This is a genomic window from Myroides sp. TSA_177.3, assembly GCF_052691955.1.
Genome location: NZ_JBQZGD010000003.1, coordinates 24,607 through 38,290, shown reverse-complemented (window position 1 = coordinate 38,290; position 13,684 = coordinate 24,607). Strand labels below are relative to the sequence as shown.

The 13,684-nt window shown below is 33.9% G+C and carries 16 protein-coding genes; 14 read left to right on the top strand and 2 right to left on the bottom strand.

From position 1 onward, the window contains the following. Positions 1 to 120 precede the first annotated feature (120 nt). From ACUTSE_RS03930 to ACUTSE_RS03880, 11 genes are all read left to right on the top strand, one after another. The gene (locus ACUTSE_RS03930) at positions 121 to 501 is read left to right on the top strand and encodes a hypothetical protein (RefSeq protein ID WP_445639325.1); all 381 of its coding nucleotides are present in this window, start codon (positions 121 to 123) and stop codon (positions 499 to 501) included. A gap of 116 nt (positions 502 to 617) precedes the next feature. Next, positions 618 to 1,118 carry a HEAT repeat domain-containing protein gene (locus ACUTSE_RS03925; RefSeq protein ID WP_445639324.1) on the top strand — a complete coding sequence of 167 codons (501 nt, stop codon included), beginning with the start codon at positions 618 to 620 and terminating at the stop codon, positions 1,116 to 1,118. Between the two features lie 208 nt (positions 1,119 to 1,326). After that, the gene (locus tag ACUTSE_RS03920; RefSeq protein WP_445639323.1) at positions 1,327 to 1,761 is read left to right on the top strand and encodes a DUF6896 domain-containing protein; all 435 of its coding nucleotides are present in this window, start codon (positions 1,327 to 1,329) and stop codon (positions 1,759 to 1,761) included. A 202-nt stretch (positions 1,762 to 1,963) separates the two neighbouring features. After that, positions 1,964 to 2,695, top strand: a complete 732-nt coding sequence (locus ACUTSE_RS03915; RefSeq protein WP_445639322.1) for a hypothetical protein — start codon at positions 1,964 to 1,966, stop codon at positions 2,693 to 2,695. 6 nt (positions 2,696 to 2,701) lie between these two features. Further along, positions 2,702 to 3,037, top strand: a complete 336-nt coding sequence (locus ACUTSE_RS03910; RefSeq protein WP_445639321.1) for a hypothetical protein — start codon at positions 2,702 to 2,704, stop codon at positions 3,035 to 3,037. 168 nt (positions 3,038 to 3,205) lie between these two features. Then, positions 3,206 to 3,931: a hypothetical protein gene (locus ACUTSE_RS03905; RefSeq protein WP_445639320.1), complete on the top strand. Its 726-nt coding sequence runs from the start codon at positions 3,206 to 3,208 to the stop codon at positions 3,929 to 3,931. Between the two features lie 5 nt (positions 3,932 to 3,936). Further along, a complete protein-coding gene (locus ACUTSE_RS03900; RefSeq protein ID WP_445639319.1) occupies positions 3,937 to 4,206 on the top strand; it encodes a hypothetical protein in 270 nt (89 codons plus the stop codon). Between the two features lie 770 nt (positions 4,207 to 4,976). Further along, a complete protein-coding gene (locus ACUTSE_RS03895) occupies positions 4,977 to 5,135 on the top strand; it encodes a hypothetical protein (RefSeq protein WP_445639318.1) in 159 nt (52 codons plus the stop codon). Between the two features lie 42 nt (positions 5,136 to 5,177). Then, on the top strand, positions 5,178 to 5,504 hold the full coding sequence (locus ACUTSE_RS03890) for a DUF1493 family protein (protein ID WP_445639317.1): 327 nt from the start codon (positions 5,178 to 5,180) through the stop codon (positions 5,502 to 5,504). Positions 5,505 to 5,547: 43 nt separating this feature from the next. Next, on the top strand, positions 5,548 to 5,982 hold the full coding sequence (locus tag ACUTSE_RS03885; RefSeq protein WP_445639316.1) for a DUF6896 domain-containing protein: 435 nt from the start codon (positions 5,548 to 5,550) through the stop codon (positions 5,980 to 5,982). A gap of 280 nt (positions 5,983 to 6,262) precedes the next feature. Continuing rightward, positions 6,263 to 7,573 (top strand): DEAD/DEAH box helicase, encoded by a 1,311-nt coding sequence (locus ACUTSE_RS03880; protein WP_445639315.1) that lies wholly within the window; start codon positions 6,263 to 6,265, stop codon positions 7,571 to 7,573. Positions 7,574 to 7,624: 51 nt separating this feature from the next. Here ACUTSE_RS03880 and putP read toward each other — a convergent pair whose 3' ends face one another. Beyond that, on the bottom strand, positions 7,625 to 9,154 hold the full coding sequence (gene putP, locus ACUTSE_RS03875; protein WP_445639314.1) for a sodium/proline symporter PutP: 1,530 nt from the start codon (positions 9,152 to 9,154) through the stop codon (positions 7,625 to 7,627). A 193-nt stretch (positions 9,155 to 9,347) separates the two neighbouring features. Continuing rightward, positions 9,348 to 11,135 carry a hypothetical protein gene (locus ACUTSE_RS03870; RefSeq protein WP_445639313.1) on the bottom strand — a complete coding sequence of 596 codons (1,788 nt, stop codon included), beginning with the start codon at positions 11,133 to 11,135 and terminating at the stop codon, positions 9,348 to 9,350. Positions 11,136 to 11,499: 364 nt separating this feature from the next. On the opposite strand from ACUTSE_RS03870, the gene ACUTSE_RS03865 reads away from it, so the two are divergent. From ACUTSE_RS03865 to ACUTSE_RS03855, 3 genes are read left to right on the top strand one after another with little or no spacing between them, the layout of a single operon-like run. Further along, positions 11,500 to 11,979: a hypothetical protein gene (locus tag ACUTSE_RS03865; RefSeq protein ID WP_445639312.1), complete on the top strand. Its 480-nt coding sequence runs from the start codon at positions 11,500 to 11,502 to the stop codon at positions 11,977 to 11,979. Positions 11,980 to 12,029: 50 nt separating this feature from the next. Next, positions 12,030 to 13,163 (top strand): hypothetical protein, encoded by a 1,134-nt coding sequence (locus ACUTSE_RS03860; protein ID WP_445639311.1) that lies wholly within the window; start codon positions 12,030 to 12,032, stop codon positions 13,161 to 13,163. Then, on the top strand, positions 13,144 to 13,605 hold the full coding sequence (locus ACUTSE_RS03855) for a hypothetical protein (RefSeq protein ID WP_445639310.1): 462 nt from the start codon (positions 13,144 to 13,146) through the stop codon (positions 13,603 to 13,605). The genes ACUTSE_RS03860 and ACUTSE_RS03855 overlap by 20 nt, the downstream gene beginning before the upstream one ends. Positions 13,606 to 13,684 lie beyond the last annotated feature (79 nt).

Sequence of the window (13,684 nt, the reverse complement as noted above, 5' to 3'; positions counted from 1 at the left end):
ATAATAATGTCGATTGAAGACTGTCAGCTCAAAAATTGCCTTATTTCAATTATTATAATTTTACATATCAAGAGGTACTCTCTAAATTTGTACCAAATAATTTACCTAAACAGTAGTAAGATGTATTCCATAAAAAGAGCTTTTGTGATACTCGGTTTTTTGTGTTTTTCTTGTGGAAATACAGTTAAACTAAAACAAGAAGATGTTGTAAAATATGAGTGGTTAAAACCATTTGTGATCGGAGTTGAAGCTAATTTTGAAGGAACGCATGATATTGATAATGGTTCTTTAAAATTCACATATAAAGTCAAAGACACCAAATACCTAATTTCTAAATTAGATGAAATTTCGATGGTAGAGAAATGGAGCGTCAATCAACTTAACGATACAATGAGGGTTTATACAAAGGATATTTTGATGTACGGAGAGGTATCTAAAAAGACAAATATCACTGTTATTTATTATGATAGTAAAAGTAAGGTGTCTTTTGATGTCAATTAGTTTGGTTTTTTATGATGATTATGGTGGAAATCAGAAGAAGGAGCGATGAATTTAGGAATACAACAAAATATACATATGTTTAATCCTTGGATAAATAGTTTTAAAGCAATTAAGTAATGTTTGATTTTTGGAAATTTTATAAAGGTCTATTAGATAGAACCGATTATTTTGATAATTATTGGGAGCAGTTTCCTAGTGGTCAACATTTACGATTTAAAGAAGAGACATTTTCTTTACTTAAAGAAAATGTTGCAAATAAAAATGAAAAAGGATTAGCTGCTACCCTAGCTATTATTTATAATGATGGAGCTGATAGTGATTATACCGATATTTTACTACATCTTTTAGATGAGAAATGGCATATTTATGAAGAGGATATTGTAAGTATCCTTGAATTAATTAAAGATGCTAAGAGTGTAGATAAATTGTACGAAGTTGCTATTAATATTCCTGATTATGATGAGATGAGGGCTTTGGCGAAAAAATGCATGTGGGCTTTAAGTGCAATCAATACACCAGAAGCAATACAAAAATTGGAGTTATTACAAAGTTATGACGATTCTATAATAAAAGAAAATGCAACCTTTCAACTTGAGCAGGTTCTTAAAAGGAATTAACGCGTAAGGCAATATTTTCAAGTAAAGAATAAAGTTGCTCTTGAGGTAACAAATCTTTTAGATGGGCATCACAGAATCCAAGCTGTTATTAATGTGAATAAATCTTCAGAAGTTGTAAAACTTAATACTCAAAAAGGAATGCAAAAATTTGGAGATTTAATAGATCCAATACATCAAGGTTTATTTTAATATTAAAAATAATTTAAAGGTGAATATTAAACAAAGTATCATTGATTTTAGAAAATTTATTCTTGATTTTGAGGATACGCTTAGAAGTGAGTATGGATTAGTTGAAGAAGATATGTATCAAGAGATTCATAAACTATTTTCAAAATCGAAGGGTAGCATCAACTATAAGCGGGGTAATATAAAGGGATATTACTATCAATACCATGGAGCAGGATGTTTTGTAGAGAAAGAAGGTGTAAAATGCGATTTTGATTATGTTCGGTTTACAGAAGATTTAACCTACTGTATTGATTCATTTAAACTAAAAGATTTTATAGATAGCTATTATCATCTTGTTAGTGATGAAAAGGAATTAAATGAACAATTAGTAGCATTAGCAAAAGAAGGTTTTATCGAACAATTGATTGAAGATGGGAAGGTGTATAATTCGTTTTTGATAAAAAGGTATAAATAAGAATCCGCTAGGTAGCATCCTTAATTCTGCCTAGCAATTTATAATTGTAAATAAAAGCAGTAGAGTTGATTCTATTGCTTTTTTATTATCAGGTATTTCCTATTCAACTTACATTTGATGTGTGGGTACTTCTAACTTTGTAGAAGATTAATCATGAGGTGATACATGTACACTAGCAGCGTTTAAAAAGAGTTTCAGCTTTATGAAAAGCACTATATTTGGAATAATAAATAGTTTGTTGTCCGCTGGTTTTCTTAAATACGGAGGTAGTTTAGGAGATAATACCGCTGTAATGGTTTCTTTTTCTACGGTTAGTGGAGTAGGAGTAGCTGTACTAACAGGAGATAATTTCTGGGAAGGAGCTGCAACTGCTTTTTACGTGAGTATGTTGAATCATGGGGTGCATAAAATGACAACAGAGGATAATGTTAGAATTAATACCAAAGATAAAACAGTCGAAGTTGAAAGAATGAAGGATGATTATGATAAAATTTTTGTAGATGGTAAAGAAGTTCTGGCAACCCCCAAAGGAGAATTAGGACAAGTATTAAGGGATAATGGATTTAAAATAAATATGGTTGGCCCACAGGGGGTTGGAATGGGATTAACTGATTTTGTGTTGGATGCATTTAATGTAATTACGGGAGCATATGAACTGAAAATGGGAGTTAAAGTATTATTAAAAAAGGATTTACTATTGAAAGTTTTTGGAAGGGATACCTCGAGAGGAACGCTACAATCATCTGTATATTATAAATCGATTTTAGGAGCTAAAGAGATAAATTTATTTGGTGGTCGCATAAAAAGACTCCCTTATCTTTCAGTTTATGGTGTTGGTAGAACACATTATTGGTCCTCTTTTATGGGAAGAAATACTTTGATTTTTGGTGGTTCGAGAACTGCTGCAGGTACTGGAGGATTAATGAGTAATTAAATGGTTATGGAATTAATGGAAACTAAAGTTATTGATTTTTTTAATAAGTGGGATTTGTGTGATAAGTTGAATGTGTTAGATAAGGTTATTAACACGATAGAATTAGACCGAGAAGATGCTATAATGATTTTTGAGGATTTTTTAGTTGAATTTGACATAGAGGAATCTAGCTGTTTTGATGTTGATATCGATAAGTATTTCTATAAATTAGCTTTTTTGGATGCTTTGTTTTTAGGTTTTTTTCCAAAAAGAATTGAAAAGAAATACGCTCAAAAAACACCTATTACAGTTGGACATATGATTGAAGTCGCTAAACGAAAAGCGTGGTTTGACCCCCAATAACGATTTATAATAACCAATAAAAGCAGTAGAGTTAATTCGACTGCTTTTTTATTATCAGGTATTTCCTATTCAACTTACATTTACTATGTGGGTACTTTCAACTTTGTATAAGATTAATTATGAGGTGATACATGTGCACTAGCAGCGTTTAAAAAGAGTTACAGCTTTGTGAAAAGCATTATATTTGGAATAATAAATAGTGCAAGTTTTTTTAAATACGGCGATAGTTTAAAAGATAATACCGCTGCAATGGTTTCTTTTTCTACGGTTAGTGGAGGAGGAGTAGCTGTCCTAACAGGAGGTAATTTTTGGCAAGGAGCCGCAACTGCCTTTTATGTGAGTATGTTGAATCATACAGCGCATAATGCCAATTCAAAGAAAGGCGATAAAGAGTCAACGGCGAATGTTTATATCGAAACAGATGGAGTCGGACATGTGGAAGTGGATGGTGTAGTTTATTCATATGGTAGATACAATGGTAGCTATTCTCCTGTATCATGTAGTTTGAGGCCATACGGAGATGGTGTTTTGCTGCGTTTAGAAGGTGAAAATGCACTTAATTTTGTGGCTGAAAAAACTTCTAAATACCCAACATCTAGGTTTGCTGTTGAAGTAAATGGATCTAAAGTCAAAGCTTATTACGATAGAATGTATAACTCAGGACAAAAAATAAGTGGAAAATCAGGATATATGTCTTTCGCTAGAGTTGTTGATACCTATAGTTTAATAGAACCTGGAGGAAATAATTGTACAACGATAGCCTATAAGGGATTAAATAAAGGTGGAGCTAGTATTAATGCTGCTCAGACACCTGCAGGAATGTTATATGATTTTCAAAAATTACAGAGTATTAAAAATGGTTATAATCCAAGTTTTCTAGGACCAAAATTATAGAAACTATGAAAATAAAAATGAAGAAAATGTTGATAATATTATTGTTTGTTTTATGTTTTGTTGCGAGTTTCGCTTATTTTAATTTGGGAGTATCCGAAAAATATGAAACACAATTGGAGGGGTTAAACCCTAATCAAGAAGAAATGCTGATTTCAATTAAAAAAAAGAAGGATATTGATAGAAGTAAAAAGATTGCGCTTATTGTAATTTTTCTTTCTTCGATAGGGATTTATGGTATATCGATTATAAAAACTAAAAAGGAAGAGAAGTTTTAACAGTTTTATAGTGTGGGTAATTTAATTGCCCATACTTAAAATGTTCGTTTTTCAAAAAGAGCCAGTAATTCCGGGCCACAAGATTATTATTCTAATCAAATTAGTGCCTATTAGTATCAAATGCATTAATCAGGTAATTGGTGTTTAGTTAGTTGTTTTATTTTAAAAGGTTTTTGGGTATATATTGTAAAGCTGTTTATAATCTTTCGCAGAGAGTTTATGTTACATACACTTTGAGAAATAGCGTAGGCCAAGTTTATGCGGTAGAGCAAGTGGATTTGGAAGCCCTTATGTTGTAATGATGGGAAGATATGCTTTTCCTTATATGCGTGCCTTTGGATATGGAAGTCCAACACTTGACTTTGCAAGGCAAGTTTATCCAATAGGGTACTATGCCATAAGAGGTAGATAGCAGCAATTGATTGATTATTTTGGAGGGATAGGCAGTCCAAATGTAGGGAATTCAATAAACGCTATTTGGAAGTACAACCCTAACCGTGGTTTATATATGTCTGCTTCTAACTCATTGTTTGGTCATTTAAAATAAATAGAATAGAAAATTTAGAATTATTAAAAAATAAAGACTTTACTCCTAGATTACACAAGTAAATAATTGAAAGAGGGGGATCCCAAAAGACCTCCCTCTTTTTTCTTTCTATGATATTCCCTATTCAACTTACATTTGATGTATGGGCACTTCTAACTTTGTTGAAGATTAATCATAAGGTGATACATGTACACTAGCAACGTTTAAAAAGAGTTACAGCTTTGTGAAAAGCATTATATTTGGAATAATAAATAGTGCAAGGTTTTTTAAATACGGCGATAGTTTAAAAGATAATACCGCTGCAATGGTTTCTTTTTCTACGGTTAGTAGAGGAGGAGTAGCTGTACTAACAGGAGGTAATTTTTGGGGCCTACTTGCATAAGATGTGTGAATGACACTTTATAATACACAAATAACATAATTAATGGAAAATAGAAATTATCGTATTGTATTAGATTATATCTGTGAAGAACTTAATTATGATAAAAGTAAATTAACAGTTAATACTTCACTGTCTGATTTAGGATTAGATGGGGATGATGTCCTAGCGTTTTTAGTAAAGTTCTTCAAAGAATTTAAAATAGAGTATGAAGGAACAAATTACAGAGATTTTATTCCTGAGGAGAGCGGTTTTTTTGTACATACTATTTTAAGTGTCTTTGCTAAAAGAAAAAGAGAAGATGAAATTTTTGTAAGAGATTTGATACTATCATTGGATAAAAAACAATGGAATAAAAAAAGGGAGTATTAAATGAAGCAGATGAAAAAATATTATTTTGGTCTTAATGTTGAAAATGGAAATAAAACAAAGTATCATTGATTTTAGAAAATTTATTCTTGATTTTGAGGATACATTAAGAAAAGAGTTAGGATTGGTTGAAGAAGATGTATACCAAGAAATTCATAAACTATTTTCAAAATCGAAGGGTAGTATTAATTATAAACGGGGTAAGATAAAGGGATACTACTATCAGTACCATGGAGCAGGATGTTTTGTAGAGAAAGATGGTGTAAAATGTGATTTTAATTATTCTCGTTTCATAGAGGATTTAACTTATCAAATAACTGCTATGAAGTTGAAAGATTTTGTGGATAGCTATTATCATCTTGTTAGTGATGAAAAGGAATTAAATGACCAATTAGTAGCATTAGCAAAAGAAGGTTTTGTCGGACAAGTGATTGAAGATGGTAGGGTGTATAATTCGTTTTTGATAAAAAGATATAAATAAGAATCCGCTAGGTAGCATCTCTAAATCCTGCCTAACGATTTATAATTGTAAAAAAAAGCAGTAGCGTTGATTCTACTGCTTTTTTAGTAGCAGGTATTTCCGATTCAACATAGAAGGAACGATTTTTTGTATCCCCTTTTTTATGTGTCTTTCTTAGAAAGGCAAAAAGAAGAGAATATTTTTATCAGAGATTTGATCTGATCATTGAATAAAGATAATCAGCAGAAAAACGGTAAATAGTTCACCCTAAACTATCAACCAAAATCCCTACCTTTGTTGCATGAATCAAGCAGATATCCTTAAAAAATTGGAGATTGCAGCTCTAAATGAGATGCAGCTTCAAACCCTTCAAACCGCGCAAACAAAAAATAACATTGTTTTATTATCTCCGACAGGATCTGGTAAAACATTGGCTTTTCTGTTGCCTATCGTTCAACGATTAAATCCTGCAGTAAAAGGCGTACAAGCCGTTATTCTCGTGCCAACACGTGAACTTGCACTTCAGATTGAAACGGTGTTTAAGAAGATGGGAACTGCTTTTAAAATCAATGCGTGTTATGGGGGACACTCCACGCGTACAGAATTAAATAACCTAGCTTCTCCACCTGCTGTTTTAGTCGGAACACCAGGACGTGTGGCTTTTCATATTGAAGAAAATTCTTTTGATACAGCCAATGTACATAGCTATGTGATTGATGAATTCGACAAAGCATTAGAAATGGGATTTCAAGATGATATGGATTACATTATTAATTCTTTCGATCAGCTTGAATTTCGCATGTTGACTTCAGCTACGGCATTGAAAAAAATACCAGAATTTACTGGAATTGACAATCCTAAAAACCTCAAGTTCTTACAGACGGAAGAAATCAAACCCAAGTTGACATTTAGTAAAGTTGTTTGTCCAGCAGAAGAAAAATTAGAAGCTGTCATCCAATTGATAGGAAAAATTGGAAAGGATACCATTTTGGTGTTTTGTAATCACCGAGAGGCAGTAGCGAGAATCAGTGAAACCTTGACTAAAAAAGGAGTGGCTAATGGTGCTTTTCACGGAGGATTGCTACAAGAGGATCGAGAGCGTGCATTGATGAAGTTTCGCAATAGAAGTTGTCATATTCTAATCTCGACGGATTTAGCTGCTAGAGGCTTGGATATACCTGAAATTGGACATGTTATTCACTATCAGATTCCAGAGAAGGAAGATGCGTTTATTCATCGAAATGGACGAACTGCGCGTATGAAAGCAACGGGGAAAGCCTATGTGATGGTTACCAATGAAGAAGAGTATAGCTTTCTTGATCCAGAGATGCCTATTGAGCAGCTGAAAGGTGAATATAAGATCGACAATACCACAGATTTTAAAACGATTTACATCAGTGCTGGAAAAAAGGACAAAGTCAATAAAGTGGATATCGTTGGGTATTTAATTAAAATAGGAGGCCTTCAAAAGGAGGATATCGGATTAATTGACGTACGCGATACACAAGCTTTTGTGGCAGTGCGTACCGCTAAAATTAAACCACTATTGCGTACACTAGAAAATACCCGATTAAAGAATAAAAAAGTTAAGATTGCTGTAGCTAAGGATTAAGTTTATTCTTAGCTGTATCTAATTGTTTTGTTGGTATACACATGCTTACCTTTATTTCTCTCTGTGATATTTTGCATCAGCAGCTTTAAATTGTAGCTTCATCGTTGGAGTAGCTGGTGAACCAAAAGTAGAAACGAGGTAAATGCTCAGTGCACTCAATATAAATCCTGGGATAATTTCATATAATGGTTCATGATAACCAAAAATAACACCGCCTAAAACTTGTTCTTGAAAAAGGGGCCAAAAGATTACGGTTAGCCCTCCAACGATGATTCCGGTTAAGGCAGCTGTTCCCGTTGTTTTGGAAGAGAATAGCGCAAAGAGAATCAACGGTCCAAAGGCTGCACCAAAACCAGCCCAAGCACGTGATACCAAGCCTAAAATGCTGTTGTTTTCATCTAAGGCAATATACAAGGCAAGACAGGAAATGAGTAAAACGGCTAAGCGACTCATCCAGACTAATTCCCGTTGATGCGCATTGCGTCGAAAATACGAACGATAAAAATCTTGCGTTAATGTACTTGATGCCATGAGCAGTTGAGCACTTAATGTACTCATGACAGCAGCAAGTATAGCAGATAGTAAAATTCCAACTACCCAAGGATTAAAGAGGTAGTGAATTAATTCAATAAAAATCATTTCGTTATTTTTGTGTACAGCAGTTGCTTGATTGGGATGGGCTTGAAAATAGCTGATACCCAAATAACCAATAGCAACAGCACCAAATAGACACAACAACATCCAAGTCATACCGATACGGCGTGCATTGCGCATCGTCTTTGCACTGTCTGCAGCCATAAATCGAGCTAGGATATGGGGTTGACCAAAATAGCCTAAACCCCAAGCAGCAGCACTTACAATAGTGATGAAATTGACGTTGTGGATGAGGTTCGCATAGGCGATTTGATGCGTTTGAATAGCCAATTCCATCTGTTCTTGTATCTCAGACCAACCCCCAAGTGAAACAACAATCATGACAGGGGTTAGAATTAAAGCAAATAACATTAAAGACGCTTGTAGGGTATCACTCCAACTTACAGCCAAGAAACCACCAATAAATGTATAGATAATGGTAGCTAATGCACTAAGCAGTAAAGCTTGGAGGTAAGGAAGGTGAAAGATTGTGGTGAATAGTTGCGCCCCTGCAACCATACCAGATGCACAGTATAAAGTAAAGAACAGAAGAATAGCGAGTGCAGCGATGGTTTTAACCCATTGACCTGTTGTACCAAATCGATACAAGAAAAAATCAGGTAAAGTCAAAGCATTGTGATTGTATTCGGTATGTACGCGTAATCGACCTGCTACAAGACGCCAATTGAAATAAGCTCCAATCAGTAAACCTATCGCAATCCAACTTTGTGCTAATCCCGATTTAAAAATACTACCTGGTAATCCCATTAACAACCATCCCGACATATCTGATGCTCCTGCTGATAAAGCGGTTACCAATGGACCTAAACGACGTCCACCAAGAATGTAATCTGAAAAGTTTTTAGTTCTCAAATAGGCGATGATTCCGATACTTAAAATAAGCAACAGATAGAGGGAAAAGGTCAATAAGGTTGGGTCGAGCTGCATTTTTATTTTTAAAACTAAATAAAAAAAATCGCAATACCTTGACGATGTGTGATATAAGTAAGTATTTGAGGGTAGATGTTTTAATTGTATAAGAATAGTGGAAGCAATTAAAACGAAAACGAATAGAATAAAAAAAATCAGGTTCTCAAAGAAAGAGAACCTGATTACAATCAAAAAAAACTAATTAGGGGGGCTATGCGTGTAACAACGCTATTTTGCTGTTGTTTAATTCTTCGAGAATCTTCGATTGATGATTCGTAAAATAAACAGTATCATCTGCGAATAGAGCTTCATAATAGGTAATACCAGCTAGTAAATTCGCTCTGGTTTTCTCTATTTTTTTCATTTTTAAAGGTGTCGATTCCAGTTCTAATTGGCTTTTCTCCTGTTTAAAATGATCCATATACATGCGCAATTCCTTTAAAAAGAAATGTGGACGGTTATCATCTGCTATAATATTGGTTCGCCCATAAATATGTTGCATCATATTTTTGAGAGATACTTCCTTAGTGAAATAGGCAATATTAGGTCCTGGACAAATAACAACGCCTTGGGCTTCTCCTTTGATTTGCAAGTCATTTTCTAAAAAAGACGCATTGGCTAATCCAATACACAAGCATGCTTTTTCAGTAATGGCATTGATTTTTTGTTGATAAGCGGCTGCTGTTAGTGTTTCCTTTTGACTTTTTAAAGCCGCGAGCTCGATGGTTTGATACTTGCGTGATGCTGTACAAATTCCTTCGTTATCATGCGTTTTATCTAAAGCTAAATACTTGCGTGGGCATGAACTTCCTGCTTTATCTTTGGCGATGCGCTGTGCTTTGTGAAATTCATTTGTTGTTCCTTTGATGTTGTTAAAGGGAATACCCAAAGGAGAAATATGACTTAAATACAAATCTTCTTCTTTAGCATTGGCCAAAAGTTGACGCGTGGCAACATCCACAGAAGTAGCTTCGGGAACTAAGAGGAATGGAGATCCCCATCCCACAGAATCTACTTGGTAATAATCAAGTAAAAATTGATGTTCAGCCGCCGTTCCAACTCCTCCTTGAGCTGTAATTTTTAATTCCAAAGGCAATGCCGGCACAAAGCGTTCTTTCTGTGCTAAAGCCTTACACATCAGGTCGTGGGTAGTTTGAATTAATTCTTGACGCTTCGTTTTGAATTCTTCTAAAATAACCCCTAGTAAATAACCATCTGTAGCAAAAGCATGCCCACCACAGTTTAACCCTGATTCAATGCGGTATTCGGATACCCAAAGCCCTTTTTTAGCCAAAAAACTCCCCTGAATTAAGGCAGAACGGTAATCACTTACTTTTAAGATGATTCGCTTCTGTAAGGCTTGATCAGGTGCGGGGTAAAAGGCATCAAATTCTTCAAAATAGCTAAATAATTTGTGGTTCATCCCTGCAGATAATACAACAGAAGAATTTAAACTACTGTTGCTAAATCCTCGTAAAGCGGCATGTGCATCGTTGAATTTAGCAGGTAGTGGTTCTTTTTTATCAAAGTTTTCACGATCTACTTTCGTCATAATATTGACGTCAATATCTCCTGGAGTCAGATAGGTATCGAGAATATTCTTGAGGTTATCTACGGAAATCTTATCGTCAATATACGTTTGTAATTGCTTGCGCATATCCGAAACGGTAGGTAACATCTCAATATAATCTTCTACGTTTTTTTTACTTTGAAGTAAATCCTTTTTGAGGTGGTCGAATTTTTGTTTTACAATGGTATCCAGTGTGTTGAGGTAGGCAGTGATGCGCTTGGCTCTGAAATCTTCAATTTTTTTCGTAATCTCTTGGTATGGCAATTCGAATTTCTCGCAGTAGAATTTATTCATGCGTTCAATAAGCTCATCGTCCATAACGGATAACGTGGAAGCTAGTCCATATTGTGCAACGCGTACAGGACTGTCAATGGTGTAAGCGAGCCCCATCACAGGAATGTGAAAGGAATGCAAAGGTTTTATTTTCATTCGAGTTTAGGTTTAGTTGTAAAGGGCGAAAAATAGCTAAATTATGGTGCGTAAGAGGTGATATTTATCATACTAGAATGAATTTGTAAAAATCTTTTTATTCTTTATATTGTGTTGATAATTTGATGATTATATTCTTTTTGGAAGGGCGAAAAGCTGGCCTTTTGTGTTTTGTTTTCTTTTTTATTGGAGCTTTTAGAAGCTTAGAGTTAGGTGTGTTGTTAAATAATCAATGATAAAGGTGTTTTTTGTGTAATGTTTCAATTAAAAATGAGATTAGTTACTTTTTAGGTATTGTTTTTGTGTTTTTTGATTAAACTAATTAAAACGGGAGACAGCGGTTAAATACTGAATACAATACATTATGAAAAATATTTTCTTTTTTATGGCTAGCATTGTTTTTATGACTAGTTGTTCTAATGAACATGAGGTAGAATCCAACAATTCGAATCTCGTTAACCAAACATCAGTAAATGATGAATCTCCTAGCGATTATAAAGACTTTCAATTGGCAGGAGGACCAGCTAAGGGGTGGTATGATTCAGTAAAAGGCGATTGTAGTGGTAATGGTAGTGCTTGTGCGGATACAACAGTTATTGTTACAAGACCGAAACTAGAAGAACTTATTGAAAGATTAGAGCAAAATCCACAAGAGGTTGTTGATCTTTTTACAAGGTATAAAGAGGTGGCACTTGAAACATTCGATCCCAAGTTAGTAGAGGGAACGATAGATGCATTTTTTTCTATTCGCATTGATTTCAATAAGGGTACAAATACCAAGTATGTTAGATTCTATCGCATAATAGATGATATGGATGTGGGTGTTTATCCAATTCAAATGTAAATTTTTAATTAGTGGAAGATGTAAGGTCTTCCACTACAAACATACATCAGATGCAGAAAATTATTTTAATTGTCCTAATGCTTGCTTTACTTAGTTGTAAACAGCAGCAAAAAAAGAGATATACCTACGATCGTACAATAAGTTTTGATGTTTATTCATCTTCTTATTGGTCTGGTTATGTAGAGGAAGGTGATTTTTTCTATACAACCAATTTAGGCACGCAAACCATGCGTTTTTATGATAGCAAAGGGAATGAGTTAAATCGGTTGAATTTGGAACATGTAACTGCTCCCAATACAAACGGATTTCAAGTAAAAGTATTAACTAGAAATGATATTTACCTTCTAGATTATGCTACCCGATTTATTTATAGACTTGATTCTTTAGGGCAGATAAAAACACAAGTCAAATTCTATAACCTTGAATCAAACAAAGCAGTATGGCCTTATTTTACTAATGATATAGATGGAATTGAAGGGGAGACGATTTTACTTGATTTTGCTTATATGGATCCATTACAAAATGAAAGCCTAGAGATGAAAGTAGAAGCTGAAAAATATAGGCCTTGTTTTGGTAAAATTGAAGGGTTTGATAGTGATGCTAGATTAATTTATTCTAATCTAACTCCAGCTTACTTAACGGAACAGGCAAAGAAAAATAAGGAAGAACATTTCTCCTCCTATACTTCGGCTATATTGGCTAAAAATCAAGTGTTATTTGTGGATCGATCGGCCAATCTCATCTATGTACTAGATCGACAGACTTTACAAGTAAAACGAACAGTCGCGATTGAGTCTGAGTATACGGATACGTCGATCGATCGTTTTACTTTTTATACCAAAGAAAAAGCAAAGACTGTCAATTTTACAGATTATAATTATGAATATGCAACTTCGGTTAATCAAATCATTTATGATCCGTATCGGAATACGTTTTTAGTTGTATTGGCTCATCGTGCAGATGTGGAGAAGAATCCAGAACAAAAATACACCAATAGGCCTTTTTCGATTATTACGTATGACGAAGCATTGAATAAAATAGATGAACAAGTATTCTATAATCGAAAATATGATTTTTATAAAAGTATGTTTCCCACCAAAGAAGGATTGCTCATCCATTCTAATAGTAAAATGAATCCAAATTATAAAACCAATTCCTTAAGTTATGACCTGTTCAAAATATAAAATAAGTTTTTACCTGTTTGTTTTAGTCTTGTTTGCTGCTTGTGAACAAGCAGTTCCTAGTAAGTATGATCGCATTCAGACCTTATTAGTTGATTCGCTAAACATACGAAAAGACTATAAAGCAATTTTAGTGTTAGAAGATGGGAGTTGTCCCAGTTGCCAAAAAGCATTGAATGCGTTTATGCTTCAGCATATCGATAATGAGGATATATTATTTGTCGTGTCTAATGATGAGCGTTTTGTTGACTTGTCTGAATTAAAAACAATCAATAAGGAAAATCTAATTATTGATAATAAGAAATTATTCTATAATAAGAATATTATTGAGGACTCCGCCGTACTTGTTTTTAAAGAGAAGCAACTAGATACAATTCTCGTGTTATCCAATTCGGATGTGTTGCAAGAAAATTTAAACTATTTTTCCGCTCTTGTATATCCTTAATGCAAAAAGGAAAAAAGATTCAGATTTGTTTTTATTTGCCTCAAATCTTTCAATATTTCTTATAAAGCTTTAAATTTAT

Bases quoted from the DNA above. Each gene is read 5' to 3' on its own strand.
- ACUTSE_RS03930 (WP_445639325.1), top strand. From the start codon at position 121: ATGTATTCCATAAAAAGAGCTTTTGTGATACTCGGTTTTTTGTGTTTT.
- ACUTSE_RS03925 (WP_445639324.1), top strand. From the start codon at position 618: ATGTTTGATTTTTGGAAATTTTATAAAGGTCTATTAGATAGAACCGAT.
- ACUTSE_RS03915 (WP_445639322.1), top strand. From the start codon at position 1,964: ATGAAAAGCACTATATTTGGAATAATAAATAGTTTGTTGTCCGCTGGT.
- ACUTSE_RS03910 (WP_445639321.1), top strand. From the start codon at position 2,702: ATGGAATTAATGGAAACTAAAGTTATTGATTTTTTTAATAAGTGGGAT.
- ACUTSE_RS03900 (WP_445639319.1), top strand. From the start codon at position 3,937: ATGAAAATAAAAATGAAGAAAATGTTGATAATATTATTGTTTGTTTTA.
- ACUTSE_RS03890 (WP_445639317.1), top strand. From the start codon at position 5,178: ATGGAAAATAGAAATTATCGTATTGTATTAGATTATATCTGTGAAGAA.
- ACUTSE_RS03885 (WP_445639316.1), top strand. From the start codon at position 5,548: ATGGAAATAAAACAAAGTATCATTGATTTTAGAAAATTTATTCTTGAT.
- ACUTSE_RS03880 (WP_445639315.1), top strand. From the start codon at position 6,263: ATGAATCAAGCAGATATCCTTAAAAAATTGGAGATTGCAGCTCTAAAT.
- putP (WP_445639314.1), bottom strand. From the start codon at position 9,154: ATGCAGCTCGACCCAACCTTATTGACCTTTTCCCTCTATCTGTTGCTT.
- ACUTSE_RS03870 (WP_445639313.1), bottom strand. From the start codon at position 11,135: ATGAAAATAAAACCTTTGCATTCCTTTCACATTCCTGTGATGGGGCTC.
- ACUTSE_RS03865 (WP_445639312.1), top strand. From the start codon at position 11,500: ATGAAAAATATTTTCTTTTTTATGGCTAGCATTGTTTTTATGACTAGT.
- ACUTSE_RS03860 (WP_445639311.1), top strand. From the start codon at position 12,030: ATGCAGAAAATTATTTTAATTGTCCTAATGCTTGCTTTACTTAGTTGT.
- ACUTSE_RS03855 (WP_445639310.1), top strand. From the start codon at position 13,144: ATGACCTGTTCAAAATATAAAATAAGTTTTTACCTGTTTGTTTTAGTC.